The organism is Methanocorpusculum sp. GPch4, assembly GCF_012062385.1.
In the GTDB taxonomy this organism is placed as follows: Archaea; Halobacteriota; Methanomicrobia; order Methanomicrobiales; family Methanocorpusculaceae; genus Methanocorpusculum; species Methanocorpusculum parvum.
In genome coordinates, this window is record NZ_SIJA01000076.1 from 30287 (window position 1) to 51449 (window position 21163).

Below are 21163 nucleotides of genomic sequence, written 5' to 3' on the forward strand. Positions count from 1 at the left end.
CTCTATGCGTATTCTGGTACTTGATCCCCGTTTTGGCGCTGCAGGCGATATGATCCTTGGAGCGCTTCTCAGTCTTGGTGCAGACAAAGATTTTGTCCTCCGCTCGGTGTCTACCGTCTCAAAACCCGATATAACCGAGGTGACCCGCGCCGGTATTCCGGCGACCTATATCAGGACCAATACTGGAAAATCCGCCCGGAACCTCCAGGAGGTCCTTGCAGTCATCTCAGCGGCCGATGCTCCTGAAAAAGCAAAAGAGATCGCCAAACAGGTGTTTTACCGGATCCAGAAAGCAGAAGCGCACGTCCATCAGACAGAACATGTTCATTTTCACGAGGTCGGGGCCGACGACGCAATATCAGATATCCTCGGGTCGGTCACCGCACTTTTATCCCTGCAGGTGGACGGCGTACATATTCTCCCGGTGTCCGTCGGATCCGGAACGCTGAAATGTTCGCACGGGATCATGCCGGTTCCGGCGCCCGCTACGGCAGAGATCCTGAAAGCGTCCGCGCTTTCGGTGTCGCTCGGCTCGTTTGAAGGCGAACTCTGCACTCCTACAGGAGCTGCGCTTCTTGCAGCCTTCCAGGAGATCTTTGGAACGCATATCCATACCGGCCGGCTGATCGCCTCCGGTTCCGGTGCGGGGACCCGCGATCCTGCGGATCACCCCAATGTTCTTCTGGCCTATATCCTCGATACCGAAGAGAAAGGGTCGGAAGTTGATGTGCTGGAAACAAATGTCGATGATGTCTCCGGCGAACTACTCGCATCCGTTCTTTTGACCATGATGCATGAAGGAGCGCGTGACGCTTCGGTCGTTCCGATCGTCATGAAAAAAGGGAGACCCGGTCACCTGATCCGCGTCATCTCTCTGCCCGCCGATTCAGGCCGTCTTGCCAAGATCCTTGCACGCGAGACCGGCAGTCTTGGGATCCGGTGTATCCCGATGGTCCACCGGTTCATTGCCGACCGGACGATCGCAGAGGAGCATATCGTGATCAATGACAAGGTATTTGCCGTGAATGTCAAGACGGCATATATGGACGGGGCGATATATTCCCGGAAAGCCGAGTTTGATGATCTGCAGCGGATCGCCGATGCATCCGGCGTTTCGGTCCGGACGGTGAAGCGGATCGTTGAGGAGGATGCATGGAAGACGCAGTAAAAAAACTCCCGACCGGCGCTTTCGGCCTTGACTCACTTCTCGGCGGCGGCATCGAGCCGCGTATGATCACCCAGTTCTTTGGCGAGGCGGGTTCGGGAAAGAGCACGCTTTGTCTGATGGCGGCTGTTGAACTTCTTCGAAGCGGCAGGGGGGTCGTATACATCGATTCGGAGGGTTTCTCCATCGAACGATTCTCACAGATCGCCGGGGATTCTACGAATGAGTTTGCTCAGCGTCTGTTTGTGTTTGAGCCGTCGACCTTTGCCGAACAGGGTCTGATGATCTCCGAGTCGGAGCGGCTGATCAAATCAGGGGCGGCCGGGATGATCGTTGTGGATTCGGCGACCGCTCTGTACCGTGTGGAGCAGACGAACACGAAGGATGCCCTGTCCATGCTTTCACGCCAGATGATGGTCCTTCTCGGCATTGCGAAGAGGTATGATATTCCGGCGGTCATTACCAATCAGGTGTTTATGGATATCGATCATCACCGGCTGAGCGGGCTTGGAGGCACGGCGCTTTCGCATATCTCAAAGGCGATCGTCCGGGTGGAAAAACATGAGGGTTTCAGGCGTGCGGTTCTTTTCAAGCACCGGTCACAGGCCGAAGGGACCTCGTGGGATTTTGTCCTGACCGGTACCGGAGCAAAAGACCGGCAACCCCGCCTGAATACAGAAAAAACAGCGTGATTATTTTACAGCCTGGATTCCGCATCGAGGACTGCACAGACTTTATCGGTGGTTTCACGGATGAGCTGAACGGATTTGGCAAACATCTGTTCCTCTTCATCTGAAAACTTTACCGCGATCGGGAACACTCCTCCGCGGGTGATCCGTGCGGGGACACTTACGCAGATCCCTTCATGTCCGCAGACCTCGCGGCGGATCTGGGTCGAGACGGTGAGCATACGGTTTTCGTCCTCGACGATCGTCCTGGTCAGGGTCGCGATCGCATCGCCCGGTCCGTAGACGGTTGCGCCTTTGGCCTGGATGATGTAGGATCCGCTGGATTTGACCCGCTGGATCATCTCTTCGCGCGGAAGTCTTGCTACGCCGAGAAGATTGTCGATCTGGATACCGCCGACCGTTGTCGCGGACCACATAGGGACCATGGTGTCTCCGTGTTCGCCGATTATTCGTGTATGGACTTCGCTGACATGCACGTTGAAAAACTCCGCAAGGCATGCCTTGAGCCGCATCGAGTCAAGGTGTGTTCCAAGGCCGAACACGCGGTGCGGCATCATTCCCGAGTATTTCAGGGCGACCGTTGTCATGATGTCCACCGGGTTTGTCACGACAAGGAGGATCGCTTCCGGCGCCATGCGTCCGATCTGTTCGGCATATCCTTTTACAATCCGTGCATTCTCAAGAGCCAGATCCAGACGGGTCTGAGTAGCTTTTCTTGGAATGCCGGACGTAAGAACGATTATATCTGAACCCCGGAGATCTTTTGGCGTGGTCCCAAACGTTACGCGGGTATTTGTTCCCCGTGCGGCAAACGAGTCCATCATATCATGCGCAAGGCCATCCAGATAGGTTTCATTCCCGGGTCTTCCGTACAGGCACATCTCCTGGACATGGGGAAACTGGGATACTGCATGTGCTACATATGAACCAACCTGACCGGTTGCGCCGACGATCGTCACTTTTGCCATAAGAACCCTTAAAAGATATTTGGGACACGTTCTTGGTAGGAAGCGCATATCCGACTTCTGTTACATATCCCTTCTCCGCCCCGCAACCCTGCGGGCGCCATGCGTTTACGGTGAGGTCTGCTCCCTTCCGGGCCTGAACCGGTGCCCACAACAATGAGATAATACATCCCTCCGGATGTATCCATCACATCCGCTGACCTCGCAGGACAAGGTATCAACGTTGGAATACGTACCATTGGAAGGACTGACACAGCCGTCCTCAAACTTCGTCCCCTGCGTATTGGCAGTTTCAGGTTACAGGTGACGCCAAGCCACCCGGACTAGTCCCAATATATATGGGATGCCCGGAGAATAAAATGATGTAGGGTATGAAACGGGGTTTTGTCTTTTCCTTGCTTGCGCGGGTATAGGGGCTGTACATCGACGTTGTTTTTCCATTTCCTGTTTTTCACCAGCGGGCATCACGCAAAATCCGTGAAAAAAATTTCGCGAAAAGATGAGAAAAACACCTTCGGACGTGATCTGGAAAACAGCAATAATGAAAACGTGTCTGCCCTATTCTGAGTTTAGGGGAAAAGAACAGAACAGATACTCTTCTCCCGGACCTTTGGGATGATCAAAACAGTTTTACCGTCTTTGCGGACTCTTTGTCCCCAAGCTGCCGTCAACCTGCAGAAAATAATGCCCCGGGAGTTTGAAACCCTCGAGAGCATCCCAGAAAAAACCTCTGTTTTTCAGCCGAACCGACCTTCCTCTTTCGAAATATCACAATTATTTCGCGTAGTTCTGCATAAAAAAAAATATTCGCTGTTTCCTCCGCGGCACGAAAATGTGCGGTCAGGGCATTCTCAGGATCTCCCAGCCGGTCGGAAGAACGTTCTGCCGGACAGACGGGGGCTGTTTGCTCACGAAAAATTCATCAAGCCCTCCCCAGAACTGAGTCATCGTATATCCCGGGTCCTCCATCCTCTTCTGTGCAAGCGAGGTGTCGATCATCCCGATCACCTCAAAGGAACGGTACACATGCGGGTAGCCTTCTGCACCAAGGAACGACGCCTTGTCGGTCACTACCTGGAAATGCAGATGCGGAAGATCTGAATTGCCGCTGTTTCCCATCAGACCGATCACCTGTCCTTCTGTAACCGTCTCTCCTTTCGCGACCGTGATCGAGCCCGGGATCAGGTGGGCATAGCAGGCATACTTGTCATTCCCCATATCGATGATAACGTAATTGCCGGCTGCAGTTTCGAAGGTTATCTTCCGCTGGGCATAGATCTCTTCATAATCGGGCAGCCCGTCCAGAACATCCGCTACCGTCCCGCTGGAAACCGAGAAGATCTCTTTTCCATATCCCAGATAATTCTTTGCGAGGGATGCATCTCCGGTTACGGCGGATCCGGTGTCGGGATCGATATAGATCCAGTCCTGCGCATACTTCTGCGGAACGCGGGTCACTGAGTCCAGGGTGATCTGGCCAAGGAAGTGGTGCGTCACAGGCTCGCTCGTTTCGATCGCGATCCATCCGGGTCCGCGGACAGGGGAGCCAATGATTACCGGTCTAAGATCCTTGCGGACCTTTACCGTTCCTCCTGTTATCTCCGCGGTCTCCTGCCCGCTCCCGGTCCTGAACGTGACCCGATGCGTCAGCGAATCGGGAACGCTGTCCTCCCCGACGGCGAACCAGATCGAGATGCGCGGGTGAGACAATTTGCTCGTGCCGTTTTTCAGTTCCTCTGCGGTCGGCAGGGGGTCACTGACCTGGTGACAGAGTTCTGAGAGAAGATCTCCCTCGGCAGACCAGAGGATCTTTCCTTTGGCAGGGTCGATCACCTCGATTTTTACCGGCGTGAAGGTCTGGTTTTCGGGCAGTCCGAACGCAATCTCATATGCCAGATTTATGCCGTTACTGCCGGCGACCGGGATCGGGGGGACCGGAATGGTCATGCTGATCTCCGGCGTTCCTGCCTGATGGAGCGGATCCGCCGGCTGAAGACAGCCTGCAGTGATCAGAAGGGTGATCAGCATCAGGCATAAGAGAAGGGGTATATGATACGTTTTTGACATGATTACCGTATTTTCAAATTGCCGTGTTGAATGATAAAGTACATGCATTATCAGATATGTTCATGTGCGGAGAAAAATCATCACTGTCGGATCTGCGCGTTCTTTTTCTCAGCGGCAGTGAAACGAAAAATAGGGTATTGTTTATCTTCCAACGGCGGCTCCAGTCACATTTTGTTTGGAAAATGTAAAAAGAATGGGCCCGGAGGGGTTCGAACCCACGACCACCCGGTTATGAGCCGGGCGCTCCACCACTAAGCTACAGGCCCGCAGAGAGAAGTACGTAAAACGGGTTTGTGGTTTGACCCACGCGCCCTCAAAATTTGTTCCCTTGCAGAAGAACATATCATATTTGGTATGCTGATAGATAAAGGTGTTTGTTGATGTCTGGAAAAAGCGGGAATTTGGATTCCGGGAAAAAATCACAGAAAAAACAAAAAGAAACGCCGCCAACAGGACTCGAACCTGTGACATGCTGGTTAACAGCCAGCCACTCTACCAACTGAGTTATGGCGGCACAGTTGTGTTGCCTAATTACATGTGCCGGTCTTTGTATTAAAGATTATGATTTATGTGTCTTTTTTTCCTGATGCAGTGAAGCGAGATGTTTAACGAGCATCTCCAGATCCTGGTCAAAGTTTGCCAGCATCTCATGGGCCTTCGGCGTGGCGACAGCGCCGGACGGAGTCGCCTTGATATACTGCATCTGCTCTAAAACCCGCAGAGAATACCGTATTCTGTGCTGAGGCTGGCTGAGTTCCTCGGTAAGTTTCATAATCCCGATCGGACCCTGGCGTGCAACAACACGCATGACGGACAGGTGACGTTCGAGCAGCTCTACTTCGCCATTGATTTTACTAAGCATTATTTCTCCACATTTTTCGAGGCCGATTCTTCTTCGCGCATCTCTTCTTCAAGTTCTGCACGGATACGCGCACGGTATTCTTCCTGTTCCTTCTGCATCTGGGCAAGACGTTCTTCTTTTGTTGTTCCGTGGACATCAAGCCAGGCTTTGGTAGCGCGGTATTTTGGAATAAATACGGCAATACTGATTATAGAAATGGCTATACAGAGGATCACGATCGGTATTTTGAGCCAGATCGAGTCAGGAACCAGGAAGAATACAATGATTGCCGCAGCTGCTGCAAATATCAGGATGTTTAAGATAACTACGAGAACCGTAAATTTTCCCTTAAACTGCGTCCGCTCGGTTTCATCCATTGTAAGTACATCAGTGTCCCAAAGATAAAAACTACATCTCTTTAGAGCGCCAATAATGAGGAAGTATGAAGCGGCTTTTGGAAGAACTGGAAAAACATGCATGTGATGCCTATGTTGCATACGACTCGTCAGACGATGCGGATATGCGGTATCTTTCGGGTTTTCTGGCATCGGACCCCTATATCTACGTATTTTCAAAAGACGGCGCATCGACTCTGATCGTCTCTTCCATGGAAGAAACGCGTGCGCGCTATGAGTCAGCGTGTAGCATAGTGACACGCATCTCTGCAGGCCTTCCGGAACTCCTGAAAAAATACCCTGATCCTGAGCTGGCCGCGGCTCATATGATCCGGAATTTTGCCGGTCCGCGGCTCCTCATCCCCCCCTCGATGCCGGTAGGATTTGCTCGGAAATTGACCGAGGTCGCCGAAGTGATCATCGATTCAGGCACGATCGCGGGGATCCGGAGCATCAAGACCGAGGACGAGATAGAAAAGATTCGCTACGTCCAGAAAAAAAATGAGATAGCCACCCGCGCAGCCGTTGATGCGATACGAAAATCCGAGCCTGATGACAGAGGGATTCTGATGCTGGAAGATGCTCCTCTTACATCGGAAAGGGTCCGGGACATCATTCACTTTGCGCTTCGGCCCTTCAACTGCGAAGACATCGACACGATCGTCTCCTGCGGGGAAGCGTCCTCCATGCCGCATGCGCGCGGCACCGGCCCGCTGTATGCAAACCAGCCGATCGTGATGGATGTGTTTCCGAGAAGTGAACTGACAGGATATTTCGCCGATATGACAAGGACCGTATCCAAAGGAGTCCCCTCTGATGAGATCGTCAGGATGTACGATGCTGTACAAAAAGCAAAAGAACTCGCCGTATCGATGATCCGGCCGGGAGTGACCGGTGCTTCGGTTTATTCTGCTGTTGTGGAATTTTTCCGGGAGAACGGCTATGAAACGGCCGGATCCTCGGGATTCACGCATAGTCTTGGTCACGGCGTCGGTCTGGAGATCCACGAAGCTCCATCCCTTTCTCCGTCCGGCGGCGAACTGAAAGTTGGGCATGTCATCACGCTTGAACCCGGTCTCTATTATCAGGGAATCGGCGGGGTCAGGCTCGAAGATATGGGTGTCGTAACAAGTGATGGATTTGACAGCTTTACGTGCTTTGAAGAAAAATTAGTAGTATAGAATTATGAACGATAACGAACTGGATACCTACATAGAGGCAGGCCGGGTGGCAAAAACCGTTCTGCATAAATGTGCTGCCGAGATAAAACCGGGTGTTGGTCTTGCGGAAATTTTTGATATGGTCATGGATGAGATCTCAGCGGCCGGCGTTTCCCACTCATTTCCGCCGAATATCTCATTAAATAACTGTGCGGCTCACGACACTGCCTCTCCGGACGAGGAACGGATATTTGCTGAAGGGGATCTGATAAAACTGGATATCGGAACACATATTGATGGATACATCGCGGACACTGCCGTTACGGTAGATCTTGGTGATCATGCTTCATTATGCGAGGCATCACGCGCAGCTCTTGATGCTGCGATCAATGTTGTCGCGCCGGAAGTAGTGGTCAGCGAGATCGGCGCGGTCGTCGAAGAAACCATCACATCATTTGGCTACAAGCCGATCATCAACCTGACAGGCCATGGCATTGCCCGCTATAACCCGCATCATGGTCTCTCTATTCCCAACACGGGAAGATTCGGCAGTGCAGTATTAAGGGAAGATATGGTTATTGCCATCGAACCCTTCGCATCTACCGGCTCCGGTATGACCCATGAGACTCCGCGAGGCGAGATATATCAGGTGGTCGGGGACGCCCCGGTCAGATCTCCGGCCGGCCGGAAAATCATGAAAAAGGCGGAAGAGATGCACGGTATGCCTTTTGCCCGCCGCTGGTTGAATGTTCCAAAAGCTGAACTGGCACTTCCGACCCTGCTTCGTCAGGGGAACCTCTTTCTGTATCACTGTTTATCGGATGTTCCTGAATCATTTGTCTCTCAGTTCGAACACACGATCATCGTGACCGCAGACGGCGCTCTGGTAACGACCAGATAAAAATAGGACTTACGCGGTTTGGTATGGATCCAATTTAGGTGGAGGGTGACTGAGTGTGGACGCATGAGAAATCCCACCGCGAATAATCGCGAATCTACGCGAATCGCATTTTCCTTACGTTTGGGTGCTCTGCTCCGGCTGATCGCCTACGCAGGAATCGCACCCTCTCTTGAAAAATGCTGAGGAAAAACCCGCGTGCGGGTTTTTCTGTTGATTCATTCTTTTTCGATTACATCAAATGAGAAGTTTACGGAGAGAAAAACCGGCACGCCGGTTTTTCCAATAGCATTTTTCCAGACGGCGTGCGATTCCTGCGTAGGCGATCAGCCGGAGCAGAGCACGGCGGTGCAAGAAAAATGCGATTCGCGAGGATTCGCGGAGATTCGCGGTTGGTTTTATCTCTTGTATCCATACCCGGTCATACTCTTTCCGAATTGGATTGAGGATAACACCGCATAAGTCCTATAAAAAAGATTATTTCGTAAGAGGCATGTTCCACGAACGTTCGTTCTCAAGAACATACTCCCACTCTTTTTTGCATGCGCAGGGGATCTCCCACACATCATCCAAAACACCCTTATCGGCTGTGAGGGAATACTCATTGATCGCAGCAACGATCTCCTTGTCACACGTTCCGCAGTTGTGCGGGCCGCGCTTGAATCCTCCGCCGACCGGATCGCACGCTACGGGAACATCCGCTTCCCGGAGAACTTTCACCGCGGACCAGAGATACGGCGGCCGGAAACCTTCCTTCTGCCAGTAGTGTTCAAGCTCAGTCCTGCCCTGGATCGTGCAGAGGTTCATCGAGATCATATCAGCATAGGGCGCGACCTCGCGGATGGATTTTTCCATATCCTCCAGCGCCTCCTTTTCGGTTAAAAAGAGCGGCTTCATCATCAGATATGCCTTCACGCCGACGCCTGCGTTATGCGCCGTCTCGGCAGCTTTGATGAAATCGGCGAACGTGTTTCCTTTATCGATCGACTTTTCCCGGATGGAATCATTCGTTGTCTCAAGACCGATCGCGACCGTCAGCGGATGGGCCTGACCCTTATCCAGACTTTTCAACAGACGGGCGAGCGCGTTTTCCGTAATGTATTCGGATCTGGACTCGGCGATCAGCGGTTTTCCTGCGAAGAACTCGCCGAACGCGTCGAGAACCGGAAGGGGCACCTCCTTCTCATCGAAAACACTGCCAGATGTGAAGATCTTTCCAAGCTGATACTCTTCGGGCGCATAGTTTTCCTGCATCCAGAGGATCTGCCCTTTCATGTGGTCGATCAGTTCATCCTTTGCGCAGGTATCCCGGTCATTTTTATATCCGCACATCCGGCATCTGTTCCACGAACAGCCGCCGGAAAGGAAAATCCCTGTCAGCGAGGAGAGGACCTCGCCGAAATATCTGTCCTGTCCTTTCCATGAAGCGAGAGGTTTGCGTAAATCTGTCATTATAATGTATCCTTGGTAATATCTGTGTAACTCTGAATAAGACGGAAGTAGATATCTTCACATTTTTTCAGCTGGTCGATCATGACGCGTTCATTGAGCCCGTGCATGGTCGAAAGATCCCCGGGTCCGTACTCGAGAGCGCGAAATCCTGCCAGGCGAAGTGCCCGGGCATCGGACGCGGCCCACTGGACCATCGGACGCGAGGTGATCCCGTACACCTCACCGATCGCATCGCAGGTTTTCTGGACAAGAAACGAATTACTCGCGGTAAGCGAAGCATTCGCCTTGGTTTTCGGAGTAAGAACAGCTGATTTCGGGATATGGCTGCAGATCTCATCGAGGACTTCATCACAGTCGCATCCCCAGGGGAGCCGCATATCCATCATAAGAGAACACTTCTGGGCAACGATATTGACCCGTTCTCCCCCGGAAATGACCCCGGGATTGTACATGATCTGTCGGAAAATCGGTCCGTAATCCGCGGTGTTTCCTTCGCCGGTGATCTGTATGGAGTGCTCGATCAGTTCCTCCATCTCCGCGGTCTGCTGGTAGACACGGGAGTGCAGTTTTTTCATCCAGGCAAGAAAATCCATCGCCTGCGTCACCGCGCTCTCTCCAAAAAGCGGATACAGGGACGAATGACCTGGTGTTCCGGCAAACTCCACATCGAATCTGCATACGCCTTTTTGTCCGACTGCCGGAGCGTGCGCCGGCGTCGGTTCGGCGATCAGAACATCACACGGGTGGATGAGATTTTTTTCCAGCAGATATCTGGTCCCGTATTTTCCTCCTCCCTCCTCATCACAGACGAATGCAAGAGAGACGGGGAGTTCGTCTCCGGCCTCTTTTGCCCGGGCAACTGCGGAAAGGATCGCGGCGCACCCTCCCTTCATATCGGTTGCCCCGCGTCCATACACCCAGGTCTCATCGATTTTGCCCGAGTATGGCGGATAGGTCCAGCCGTCATTGAGCGCAGGCACGACATCGATATGTCCGCTGAGAAGAAGACGTCCCTTCTGGCTGGTCGATATGACATTATCATGGCCGTTTGGGCCGTTTGTGATCGTTGAGGGGATCCCGATCCCTTCCATAACAGAACGGATGTACTCCGCGACCTCCCTGGTGTCGCCCGGGGGGTTGTCACTTCGGATCTTTATCAGATCAGAGCAGAGTTTTGCAACATTCATACATTGTTCCTTTTAAATTCCGCGAGGAGTTTTCCAAGGGTCCCCTCCGGATAGATGCTTCTGAGGAACTTGAGGCCGAAGAGATCATCGGCCATGTCATGGAAGAACTGGGGCGGCAGGGGTATCTTTGAGTTTGGATCGAGCACGATCCGAAAGCCGAGATAACAGGAGACCTCATCCGGATCATACACGAGCTGCCAGAGGATCGGCGTCTCCTCGAACTGTTCTTTGTGATTGTCCCGCAGCCAGACCATGAATGCCGGGAAGAGAGCATGATCTCCCTCTTTGGCCGTGTCCACGCGGCGGCGGAGATACTCCCCTGTCATCGTGCATTTTATCGAGTCGGAGCTGTATGCCAGTGCAGATAGGGTATAATCCAGATGCGCTATCGTGTCGATATAGTAGAAATACAAAACCGGGTCCATCTCGGAAGTGGTTTCCAGAATAAGGGATTTACGATAGAGGTACTCGATCTGCTGCGAATAGTCGTTCTTCTCCAGTAACATACTATTCTTGTTAGGTGTGCAAGACAAAAAGAGTTGGGCTTTGGGAAGTTCCCTTATGTGATGCCCGGGTATTTGACGGAGGATATCAGCGTGAGATCTCTCTGATGTGGTCATCGGCCCGTCTGACCAGTTCGTTTTGACCTGCCAGATCGGCCACGCTTCGTATCGCTTCAAGAAGGTGGACGGATTCTTCAAGAAAACTCAGGATATCCGCCGGAAATAGATCGATCCCGTACTCATCGATCAGGTGCCGGTGGATCTCTTTATGGTTCAGCCCCATCTCTCTGAGTTCCAGGATGCTGATGACGAATTTACGTTCCGGACACCCGCAGAGCGGTGAGTCGCGGCAGGTGCATTCCAGAAAATCCTTAAAAAAACGGAGGATCTGGTCCCGCGTTCCCGGATCCAGGCCGTCGATATTCATTGACCCGGTGATCGCTTCCAGATTTGCCGGGTGAAAGGCTCCGTCAGGCAGACGGTGACCTGCAGCACGCTGTAATTTTTTTATGTAACGAAATCGTGCTCTGCCCGCGATCACGAGGATTCTCCGGCTTCCTCATCAAAGTCTTTGAGCGATTTCATTGCGTCGGCGATCCGTTCGACCTCAACGAGCCACTCGTCAAAGAGGGTCGGTTCATCCGTATCTTTGACATATTTTCCGCAGCAGGAAGCTCCGTTGATAACGGCTGATCCGATGGATGATGCGATGTCCAGCGCCTTTTCCGGGTCTTTTGTGACGACTTTGCGTCCCTCTTTGACCAGGTTCTTGACCTCTTCTGCCGGCGGGCGGATCTCTTCGAGATACTTCTGTCCTGCTGCAAAGAGGACGACAAGGGAGACCTGCATTGAACCAACGATCTCTGCAAGTTCTTCGCCCGGGACCTCGGCCATGACGATCTCTTCGACACTGCGGAGTTTGGACTTTGCCTCTTCCAGGGGTATCCTGCCGTTTTGACAGAGTCTGATGATCTTGATCACGGCAAGCGTGATGTCATCGGAAAATCCGTCGAGGATACGGAATCCTTCCGGCATTTCATCAGATTCTTCATCCCCGGCCCAGTCAGCCGTCTCGAGGGTCTTGAGCCAGTTGTCCCATCTCTCCTGATTGTAGAAGATGTAAAAGAGTTTGGGAGCAGATTCCGGCTCAGCTGTTTTCTTACTTTTTTTGGCAGCCATGCTTAAGTACAGAATAGTTCGGTCGAGTGTGGTAATAGAACTTGTGTTTGATTATGGGGGGTGAAATGCCCATCTCTTTAGTTCAAAGATACCGGGACTTATCCCGTTGAAACAGGATAGATAAAAAAAAAGTTAGAGTTTTTTTCCTGCATCCGGTCCCGGCAGGCAGGTGAAAATCTCTTTCACGCTGATTTTGACCAGTTCCTTTCCCGGAAGGCCGGGTTTTTTTGCTTCCATGAGCTCCTTCATTTTTTTGTGGTCGGCGGTTCCGGATTCGACGGCGGCAGTTCCTTTCAGCTGGAAACAGTTGCCGATATCCCTGCTCCAGACAAGGAGGGATACCTGGGGATTTTCTTTGATGTTTGCAATGGTTTTGTTCATGAAATTATTTGCGATCCAGATCACATCATTTTCCATGACCCATACCGCGCCCATCGGGGCTGCATTCGGGACGCCGGCTTTCGATGCAGTGACCAGATGACATACGCCGACTTTGGCGATCTGTTCTTTGAGTTCTGCAGTAAGTAGTGTCATAAGGAGTAGTTGTGCTGTATAGGTATGTCAAACTTTTCCTCCTATAACCGGGTCTGATCTGCCTTTTTTCCCTGGTGTGAACTTGACATTTATTATCAATCACCACGCATATATGTGCATGGTTTCTGACGAACGTAAAAGTCCGTTTGGCTCTCCTGCCGCAACAAAGAGCGGCGACCGTGAGGAGTTAATTGGTGCAGTTCTCAAGCAGCTTGAGAATGACCATGTACGGTCGGTTCTTCTTCAGTTCTCAGATCTGGAGGGGAAACCGAAAAATGTCGCGATTCCGACGAAACAGATGAGGAAAGCCTTAACTGACGGTATCAGTTTTGACGGTTCCTCGATCCAGGGGTTTGCGAGACTGGAAGAGTCGGATATGGTGCTCCGGCCCGAGCCGGAGACCTATCAGATCATTCCATGGTCGGATGAAAAGTATCGTGTTGCGAGATTCATCTGCAGTGTTTACACGACCCGCGGCGAACACTTCACCGGTGATCCCCGGTATATTCTGCATCAGCAGCTTGAGAAGGCGGCAGAACTCGGATACACCTTCAATGTCGGTCCCGAGATGGAGTTCTTCTTATTCAGAATGGTGAATGGTCACCCCTCAGTGGAACTTCAGGATCACGGGGGCTACTTCGATCAGACCCCGACCGATCCCGGAGAGGATGTGCGCCGCGATCTCGTGACCTCTCTGTCAGAGATGGGATTCGATATCGAGGCATCGCATCATGAAGTCGCCCCGTCTCAGCACGAGATCGATTTCACCTACGGAAATGCCCTCTCTATGGCTGATAAAGTCGTGACCTTTAAGTTCGCGGCAAAAACCCTGGCTCTCCACCGCGGTCTTCATGCCACGTTCATGCCAAAACCTGTCTACGGCATCAACGGTTCTGGAATGCATGTCAACTGTTCTTTAATGAAGGACGGCAAAAATGCATTCTTCGATCCCGAAGGAGAACACCAGCTTTCTGAAACCTGCCGCCATTTTATTGCAGGAATTCTCAGACACATCGACGGGATCACGCGGATCGCGAACCCCACGGTGAATTCATATAAGCGTCTCATCCCCGGATACGAAGCTCCGGTCTATGTGGGCTGGTCGGCAATGAACCGTTCCGCACTGATCCGTGTCCCCTCTTCCCGGGGAAAAAGCACCCGCGCGGAGCTCAGAAGCCCCGACCCGACCTGCAATCCGTATCTGACATTTGCCGTTATGCTGGCGGCAGGTATGGAAGGCGTGATCCAGAAGCTCGAGCCTCCGGAGAGTGTTGATAAAAATATTTTCAGAATGAGCGCGGCCGAACGGGCGGCAGAGGGCATCCGCTGTCTTCCGTGGAGTCTGCACGAGGCAAACACCGCTCTGATGAACGATCCGCTTCTCTGCAGTGTTCTAGGGCAGCATGTGCTTGCCCAGATCAACCGGATCGGGGAACTCGAGTGGGCGGACTTCTCCAAATCGATTACCGACTGGGAGATCAGACGCTATCTCGCGACCTACTGAGACATTCCCCATACTTTTTTTCATTGACGGGGTACGCTTAGCCTTCCCCCCTCAGCTGACTCATCCAAACAGCTCTCATTTTACTCAGTCTCCACTCGAAAACCACCGTTTCTATTCGAAAATGACCGTCCGCCGATCAAAAATACCCTTTTTCGGGAGGGGAGAAATCCTGCCACAAAGAGAATATACGCCGAATGCTGGCGATTTCGACATTTACTCATGAAAAATCACCATCAAAAAACTGTCAAAAATGATTGCCGGAAGGTCAAAATGGAGTAGAAATACTTATTTGCGAGTGGAAATCTGGAAAAAATTTCGTCGGGGGAAACGATCCCGGGATCCCGAATTGGATTGAGAGCATGCCGCGAAATACTGCGTGTGTATCTACGCATGTACCTACATACACACAAGAAAAAAAAACGATATCCCCCTCCCGACTACGTCCGGACGTAAGGAAAGACGTACTTACATACACACATAGACAAATGCGTTTTTACTTCCTCTCTCTCTCTCTCTCTCTCTTCTGTACAAAACAAACTATGTACTATACTTATAAAAAAAAAGTGATTGATGAGCAATTTTCTTCCCGTATTTACTTACTTACGGACGTAGTCCTTATCCCCCCATCCTTTTTTTTCACCACATATGTCTATATACACACATACCTGAGGGCGGAATGATGGTACTGAAACCCCTCTATACATACCTGACAGGATCGAGTGATCCGTTATTTCGGCGCAAATCATTTTCATCGGCAAGTTTGCAGAATCCTTTGACGTCTTTGTATTTTCCTTCGTCAAATAGGTCTGTGACCTCCCGCAACTCCGCAAGGAACGTACGAACTTCTTGGATGCCTGCAAGGATCGCGTTTTTCCGTTCAAAATACAAACCCGCATACTCCTCAAATGATCCCGGCAGGCTGGTTTCGCCCGGGTACATTTTCTTCCAGCCGATGGTTTTCTCCGCGTTTTTCGATCGGATCAAAGTATCGAACTCTGCCGTTTGGCGACGGAGCTCTTTTGCATTCCGTTCGAGATATTTTTCCAGATCCGCGGACACTTTTGTGTCCCCGGGAGCAGAATACCTATCGCATGATTCGCATGGTCCGCCGTCCAGGACATCGGTTCCACAATAAAAACGGCAGAACTCCGTCTGTTTGTACCAGAGATCCTCAGCCGTCTGTAACGCGGTTCTGAGGTATCGGGAGATCATATCGAAGTATTCTCGCGGCTCGTCAGCTGCAAGACCGATGAGGGATATGAGGATATCCGTCTGATATGCGGTCAAGCTTTCGGCTGTGTTCCAAAACGCCGGGTGGAGAAAGAGGATCGTATGACGGCCGGCGGTTGTGTCGGTATATTCGCAGTACCAGGTGATGTTTCCCGCACGGAGAACGGCTGCTGTTTTGTCATAAGCAGGATGATCACTGAGTATTTTCCATTCACTCAGGGGTGAGTGTCTGTTTTTCATTTCCGGATGACCCTTGTAGTATCGTATCATCGCGAGGGTGGATATATGTTCTGCTGGCGGGGCGGGGACCTTTGGGTCCCTTAGCTGAGGCGGGCCGTCCCTTTAGGGGCGGGCTCAGCCGAGCAAGTCGATAGACTTGCGAGCAAATCTTTGATTTGCGACTGCGGTCATCACACGAAATTCACGAAAACATAACGCAAATCAGAGATTTGCTCGCAAGTCTATCGACTTGCTCAGCTAAGATCTCCGGCTGCGCCGTCAATCCGCCTCTGCTGAGTTTGTCCGCGTTCCGTGTCCAACCCGCCAACGAAATTCACGAAAAGGGGGACAGGGGCGGAGTAACGGGAGATATTTTTTGATTCGGGGTGCGGGAAGTGACTACGGGCTGCCCCGCAGGGGCAGCCTCAGCTGAGCAAATCTTTGATTTGCGATCTGGCGCGGAGCGGCCCGCGGCGGGATATCCTATTTTCTGAGACCCATATTTGTTTCAAAGTAGTTCTTCCGGAGTGGAGAAGACCCGCTCGCAAGTTTCCTTTGAAAACTTGGTTGCAAGTCTATCGGTTTGCTCAGCTGAGGGCGAGCCTTGCGGCTCACCCCGCCTCCGCTAAGATCTCCGGCTGCGCCGTCGATCCGCAATCGCAAGTCTATCGACTTGCTCAGCTGAGGGCGAGCCTTGCAGCTCACCCCGCTCTTGAAAACGTATATATTGTTAGCCCCCTAACTATTTCATACATGGAAGACAGACCCCCTGCGGCGATCCTGATCAGGATCCTGGCAAACCATATCAAACGAAACCTGGACAATACCGCTTCCCAGGGGCCGCTGAAAAATCTCACCGGCACCCAGATCCAGATAATCGGCTATATCCGCCACGCAGGAACCCGCGACGTCTTCCAAAAAGACATCGAGACAAAATTCTCCATCCGGCGGTCTACGGCCACCGGGATACTCCAGCTGATGGAAAAAAACGATCTCATCATCAGAGAACCGGTCGACTATGACGCCCGGCTCAAAAAGATCCTGCTCACAGAAAAAGCCCTGGCAGTCAGCCGGCAGGCAAAACGCAATGTCTCTGATCTCGACAAACATCTGACAAAAGACATCCCCGCAGAAGAACTCGAAGCAGTTCGTTCGGTTCTTTGGAAAATGCTGAACAATCTGGAGAAGATGACATGAACCGCACCGTAGAACGCCTTGCAGGCTCGATCCGCGAGTATAAAAAAGACAGTCTGCTTACACCCGTGTTCGTCGGACTCGAAGTCGTCATGGAAGTTCTCATCCCGTTGATCCTTGCCAGTCTCATCGACGACGGGATCACCGGCGGGAATATGGGCGTTATCCTTCGGCTCGGCCTTGCGTTACTCATCTCCGCCCTCCTATCACTTCTGTTTGGCGTTCTCGCTGGCAGATATGCCGCGTCCGCCTCAACCGGATTTGCAAAAAACCTCAGGCAGGACATCTTTTACGCGATCCAGAACTTTTCGTTTGCCAACCTCGACAAATACCAGACATCAAGCCTCATCACCCGGCTGACCACCGATGTTACCAATGTCCAGAATGCCTATCAGATGATCATACGGGTCGCGATGCGCTGCCCGCTGATGCTGATCTTATCCTACATCATGGTCATCGGGATCAATCCCCAGCTCTCGCTGATCTTCCTGTTTTTGATCCCGATCCTGGGGGTTGGGATGTATCTTATCATCACCAGGGTCCAGCCGATATTTGTAAAGGTGTTCAAAACATTTGACCGACTCAACAAAGTCGTTCAGGAAAACCTCCGCGGGATCAGGGTCGTAAAATCCTATGTCCGTGACGACTACGAGACCGCCAAGTTCAAAGGCGTTTCACAGGATATCTACCGCTACTTCTCGGAAGCGGAAAAACTGCTCGCCTTTGTCAGCCCGCTGATGCAGTTTGTCATCTACCTGGCCATCCTTCTCATCTCCTGGTTCGGCGCCCAGCTGATCGTTGCCGAGACCCTGACAACTGGTCAGCTGGTCAGTCTCTTTGCCTACACCATGCAGATCCTGATGAGTCTGATGATGCTGGCGATGGTTTTCGTCATGATCACCATGTCGCGCGCATCCGCCGGACGGATCGTCGAGGTCCTCGACGAGCAAAGCGATCTGCATAACCCGAAAGACCCCGTATTTTTTGTCAAAAACGGTGATATCAGCTTCCGTGATGTTGACTTCAGTTACTCCTCAGCTGCCGAACGCATCTGTCTGCAGAAGATCAATCTGGAGATCAGGTCTGGCGAGACGGTCGGCATCCTCGGGGGGACCGGCAGTTCCAAAACCACCCTCGTCCAGCTCATCCCCCGGCTCTATGATGTGACCGGCGGCTCGGTACTGGTCGGCGGGATCGATGTCAGAGCATACGACATCAAAACGCTGCGTGATCAGGTTGCCATGGTCCTGCAGAAAAATGTGCTCTTCTCAGGAACGATCCGTGACAATCTCAAATGGGGCAATCCCGACGCATCCGACGAAGAGATGATCCGCGTCAGCAGACTCGCCTGTGCGGATGAGTTTGTCCAAAAGTTTCCCGACGGATACGACACAAGGATCGAACAGGGAGGTTCGAATGTTTCCGGCGGCCAGAAACAGCGACTCTGCATCGCCCGCGCTCTGCTGAAAAAACCGAGGATCCTTATTCTGGACGACTCAACAAGCGCCGTGGATACGAAAACGGATGCGCAGATAAGACAGGCGCTCTTCTCCGAACTGCCCGGCACCACGAAGATCATCATCACCCAGCGGATCTCTTCGGTAGAGGATGCGGACAAGATCGTCGTGATGGACAGAGGTCACATAAATGCGGTCGGGACCCATGCCGAACTCATGGCAAACAACCCGATCTACCGGGAGGTCTATGCGACCCAGATGAAGGGAGGTGAGCTGTAATGCCGCCGATGGGACCTCCCTCCCCACGATCCAAACGTCCGGGAATGCCGGTAGTCGGAAACAAACCCAAGGATGTAAAAAAGACCCTGGGCCGTCTTCTCTCCTATCTGCCGGGGATGTATAAGATAACGCTTGGTGTCGTCGTCGTCTGTATCCTTTTAAGCACCCTTGCCGGAGTGATCGGATCGCTCTTCCTCGAAGTGCTGATCGATGATTACATCACGCCGCTTCTTGGTATGGAAAATCCGGTCTTCACCTCATTACTCCAGGCGATCCTTTTCATGGGGCTCATCTATCTCTGCGGTATTTTGTCGACGCTGATCTACAGCCGGCTCATGGTCATCATTTCCCAGGGGGTCATGAAGAGGATACGGGACGAACTGTTTGCCCATATGCAGAAGCTGCCTGTCAGGTACTTCGACACGCATAAATTCGGCGATACGATGAGTCATTACACAAACGATACCGAGACCCTGCACCAGATGCTTTCGCAAAGTGTCCCGCAGGTGTTTTCTTCGGTCGTGACCATCATTTTCGTCTTCGCCGCAATGATCTATACGAGCAGTATCCTGACGATCCTTGTTGTATTCATGGTGGTCATCCTGTTCTTTGTAATGAAAAAGATCGGCGGGAAAAGCGCGACCTATTTTGTCAGCCAGCAGAAATCCCTCGGAAAAGTAAACGGCTACATCGAAGAGATGATCAACGGGCAAAAGGTCGTCAAGGTGTTCTGTCACGAAGACACGGTCAAATCTGAGTTTAACGCAATGAACGATGAACTGCGCGGGCATGCGGCATCCGCCAACACGTTTGCGAATATTTTCATGCCGATCGTCATAAATCTCGGAAATATCCAGTATGTTCTGGTGGCCGTACTGGGCGGAGCTTTGGCAATCAGCGGGGTAGGCGGTCTGACTCTTGGAGCGATCGCGGCCTTCCTGCAGCTGAGTAAAAGTTTCATGATGCCGATCAGTCAGGTCTCCCAGCAGCTCAGTTCGGTTGTCATGGCATTGGCGGGAGCAGAGCGGATCTTTCAGCTGATGGATGAACCGGCTGAGGAGGATACCGGCGATGTAACGCTGGTCAATGCGGAGATAGAAGGCGCGGCCCTGACGGAATCATCCGTTTATACGGGAGTCTGGGCCTGGAAGGAGATACAAAACGGCCGTCCGGTCTATACGCAGCTGAAAGGGGATGTTCAGCTTCGCGGGGTCACGTTTGGGTATGCGCCGGACAAGGATGTTCTGCATGATGTGACGCTGTATGCCCGTCCTGGCGAGAAGGTCGCGTTCGTCGGCGCAACGGGGGCGGGAAAAACGACGATCACCAATCTGATCAACCGGTTTTATGATGTGCAGAAAGGGGAGATCTTCTATGACGGGATCGATATCCGGCGGATCAGAAAGGCGGATCTGCGAAGGTCGCTTGGGATCGTTTTGCAGGATACGAATCTGTTTACCGGAACGGTCCGGGAAAATATCAGATTTGGAAAGCTGGATGCAACTGATGAGGAGGTGTATGCCGCCGCGCATCTTTCCAACGCCCACAACTTCATCTCCCGTCTTCCGGAGGGGTATGATACGATACTCGAAGGGGACGGCGGAACGCTTTCCCAGGGGCAGCGCCAGCTTCTTTCCATCGCACGGGCCGCGGTGGCAAATCCTCCGGTGATGATCCTGGATGAGGCGACGTCGAGTATCGATACGCGAACCGAGGCTATTGTCCAGGCAGGCATGGATTCCCTGATGAAGGGACGCACGGTTTTTGTGATCGCCCACCGGCTTTCAACGGTGCATAATGCTGATGTGATCATGGTCCTTGAGTCAGGCAGGATCATCGAGCGGGGCAGTCATGAAAAGCTGATCGCTGAAGGCGGACGGTATTATCAGCTGTATTCCGGCGCGTTTGAGCTGGAATGAGTATTTTTCCCGGCTGGGAAAATCCTTTTTTTAAGATCGAAACACTCCGCTCTCATGCTAAAGAACGTGTTAAAAAAACAAGTGCGAAGGAAGGGATTCGAACCCCAGAACTCCTACGAGACCAGCCCCTGAAGCTGGCGCCTTTAACCTGGCTTGGCTACCTTCGCAAGTGATCAGACTCCTTTGACTTCACAAAGGGACCATTGCACAGACGTGCTTTTACATATTCGACGTTCTGCTAAATATACATGCGGTTTTATTCGCGGAGAACCGCCCCGTCCCGGGAAAAAAAGACAGGGGAATATCCGTCTCACGCGAATACCCGC

Annotated in this window: 19 protein-coding genes, 3 tRNA genes and 1 other RNA gene; 8 read left to right on the plus strand and 15 right to left on the minus strand. The window is 52.1% G+C overall.

Annotated features, from left to right (window positions below):
• Positions 1–4: 4 nt before the first annotated feature.
• Both larC and radB read left to right on the plus strand, forming a co-directional pair.
• Positions 5–1168: a nickel pincer cofactor biosynthesis protein LarC gene (gene larC, locus EYA77_RS06690; protein ID WP_167816281.1), complete on the plus strand. Its 1164-nt coding sequence runs from the start codon at positions 5–7 to the stop codon at positions 1166–1168.
• On the plus strand, positions 1153–1857 hold the full coding sequence (radB, locus tag EYA77_RS06695) for a DNA repair and recombination protein RadB (RefSeq protein ID WP_095642336.1): 705 nt from the start codon (positions 1153–1155) through the stop codon (positions 1855–1857). The genes larC and radB overlap by 16 nt, the downstream gene beginning before the upstream one ends.
• A 5-nt stretch (positions 1858–1862) precedes the next feature.
• Here radB and EYA77_RS06700 read toward each other — a convergent pair whose 3' ends face one another.
• The 7 genes from EYA77_RS06700 to EYA77_RS06730 all read right to left on the minus strand — a co-directional run bounded on the left by EYA77_RS06700 (position 1863) and on the right by EYA77_RS06730 (position 6104).
• Positions 1863–2822, minus strand: a complete 960-nt coding sequence (locus EYA77_RS06700; RefSeq protein ID WP_042699757.1) for a malate dehydrogenase — start codon at positions 2820–2822, stop codon at positions 1863–1865.
• A gap of 18 nt (positions 2823–2840) precedes the next feature.
• Positions 2841–3153: signal recognition particle sRNA (gene ffs / locus EYA77_RS06705), an RNA gene on the minus strand.
• Positions 3154–3659: 506 nt separating this feature from the next.
• Positions 3660–4886 carry a M23 family metallopeptidase gene (locus tag EYA77_RS06710; protein ID WP_167816282.1) on the minus strand — a complete coding sequence of 409 codons (1227 nt, stop codon included), beginning with the start codon at positions 4884–4886 and terminating at the stop codon, positions 3660–3662.
• Positions 4887–5080: 194 nt separating this feature from the next.
• Positions 5081–5152, minus strand: a tRNA-Ile gene (locus tag EYA77_RS06715).
• Positions 5153–5327: 175 nt separating this feature from the next.
• Positions 5328–5400: transfer RNA gene (locus EYA77_RS06720), tRNA-Asn, on the minus strand.
• A gap of 45 nt (positions 5401–5445) precedes the next feature.
• Positions 5446–5748: a hypothetical protein gene (locus tag EYA77_RS06725; protein ID WP_042699760.1), complete on the minus strand. Its 303-nt coding sequence runs from the start codon at positions 5746–5748 to the stop codon at positions 5446–5448.
• Entirely contained in the window at positions 5748–6104 is a 357-nt protein-coding gene (locus EYA77_RS06730) for a hypothetical protein (RefSeq protein ID WP_167816283.1), read from the minus strand. The genes EYA77_RS06725 and EYA77_RS06730 overlap by 1 nt, the downstream gene beginning before the upstream one ends.
• Before the next feature lie 65 nt (positions 6105–6169).
• Between EYA77_RS06730 and EYA77_RS06735 the strand changes: the two genes are divergently transcribed.
• Entirely contained in the window at positions 6170–7303 is a 1134-nt protein-coding gene (locus EYA77_RS06735; RefSeq protein WP_167816284.1) for a Xaa-Pro peptidase family protein, read from the plus strand.
• A 4-nt stretch (positions 7304–7307) separates the two neighbouring features.
• The gene (gene map / locus EYA77_RS06740; protein WP_167816285.1) at positions 7308–8183 is read left to right on the plus strand and encodes a type II methionyl aminopeptidase; all 876 of its coding nucleotides are present in this window, start codon (positions 7308–7310) and stop codon (positions 8181–8183) included.
• Between the two features lie 474 nt (positions 8184–8657).
• Here map and EYA77_RS06745 read toward each other — a convergent pair whose 3' ends face one another.
• From EYA77_RS06745 to EYA77_RS06770, 6 genes are all read right to left on the minus strand, one after another.
• Positions 8658–9632, minus strand: coding sequence for an archaeosine biosynthesis radical SAM protein RaSEA (locus tag EYA77_RS06745; RefSeq protein WP_167816286.1), 975 nt, complete (start codon positions 9630–9632; stop codon positions 8658–8660).
• Positions 9632–10819: a M20 family metallopeptidase gene (locus EYA77_RS06750; RefSeq protein WP_167816287.1), complete on the minus strand. Its 1188-nt coding sequence runs from the start codon at positions 10817–10819 to the stop codon at positions 9632–9634. Before EYA77_RS06750 ends, EYA77_RS06745 begins: the two co-directional genes overlap by 1 nt.
• A complete protein-coding gene (locus EYA77_RS06755; protein WP_167816288.1) occupies positions 10816–11325 on the minus strand; it encodes a hypothetical protein in 510 nt (169 codons plus the stop codon). Before EYA77_RS06755 ends, EYA77_RS06750 begins: the two co-directional genes overlap by 4 nt.
• Positions 11326–11410: 85 nt before the next feature.
• Complete coding sequence (locus tag EYA77_RS06760; RefSeq protein ID WP_052320001.1) at positions 11411–11863, minus strand: DUF5814 domain-containing protein; 453 nt, start codon at positions 11861–11863, stop codon at positions 11411–11413.
• The gene (locus EYA77_RS06765) at positions 11860–12501 is read right to left on the minus strand and encodes a DUF2150 family protein (RefSeq protein ID WP_167816289.1); all 642 of its coding nucleotides are present in this window, start codon (positions 12499–12501) and stop codon (positions 11860–11862) included. The genes EYA77_RS06760 and EYA77_RS06765 overlap by 4 nt, the downstream gene beginning before the upstream one ends.
• 132 nt (positions 12502–12633) lie before the next feature.
• Positions 12634–13035 carry a pyridoxamine 5'-phosphate oxidase family protein gene (locus EYA77_RS06770; RefSeq protein WP_167816290.1) on the minus strand — a complete coding sequence of 134 codons (402 nt, stop codon included), beginning with the start codon at positions 13033–13035 and terminating at the stop codon, positions 12634–12636.
• Between the two features lie 118 nt (positions 13036–13153).
• Between EYA77_RS06770 and glnA the strand changes: the two genes are divergently transcribed.
• On the plus strand, positions 13154–14539 hold the full coding sequence (gene glnA / locus EYA77_RS06775; protein ID WP_167816291.1) for a type I glutamate--ammonia ligase: 1386 nt from the start codon (positions 13154–13156) through the stop codon (positions 14537–14539).
• 696 nt (positions 14540–15235) lie between these two features.
• Here glnA and EYA77_RS06780 read toward each other — a convergent pair.
• Positions 15236–16009 carry a hypothetical protein gene (locus EYA77_RS06780; protein WP_167816292.1) on the minus strand — a complete coding sequence of 258 codons (774 nt, stop codon included), beginning with the start codon at positions 16007–16009 and terminating at the stop codon, positions 15236–15238.
• Between the two features lie 732 nt (positions 16010–16741).
• On the opposite strand from EYA77_RS06780, the gene EYA77_RS06785 reads away from it, so the two are divergent.
• Genes EYA77_RS06785 through EYA77_RS06795 form a run of 3 tightly spaced genes read left to right on the plus strand, consistent with a single transcriptional unit; the run spans position 16742 to position 20837 of the window.
• Positions 16742–17185: a MarR family winged helix-turn-helix transcriptional regulator gene (locus tag EYA77_RS06785; protein WP_042699787.1), complete on the plus strand. Its 444-nt coding sequence runs from the start codon at positions 16742–16744 to the stop codon at positions 17183–17185.
• A complete protein-coding gene (locus EYA77_RS06790; RefSeq protein WP_167816293.1) occupies positions 17182–18918 on the plus strand; it encodes an ABC transporter ATP-binding protein in 1737 nt (578 codons plus the stop codon). Before EYA77_RS06785 ends, EYA77_RS06790 begins: the two co-directional genes overlap by 4 nt.
• 44 nt (positions 18919–18962) lie before the next feature.
• Entirely contained in the window at positions 18963–20837 is a 1875-nt protein-coding gene (locus EYA77_RS06795; protein ID WP_245241216.1) for an ABC transporter ATP-binding protein, read from the plus strand.
• An 82-nt stretch (positions 20838–20919) separates the two neighbouring features.
• Here EYA77_RS06795 and EYA77_RS06800 read toward each other — a convergent pair.
• A tRNA-Leu gene (locus EYA77_RS06800) sits at positions 20920–21004 on the minus strand.
• Between the last annotated feature and the right edge of the window lie 159 nt (positions 21005–21163).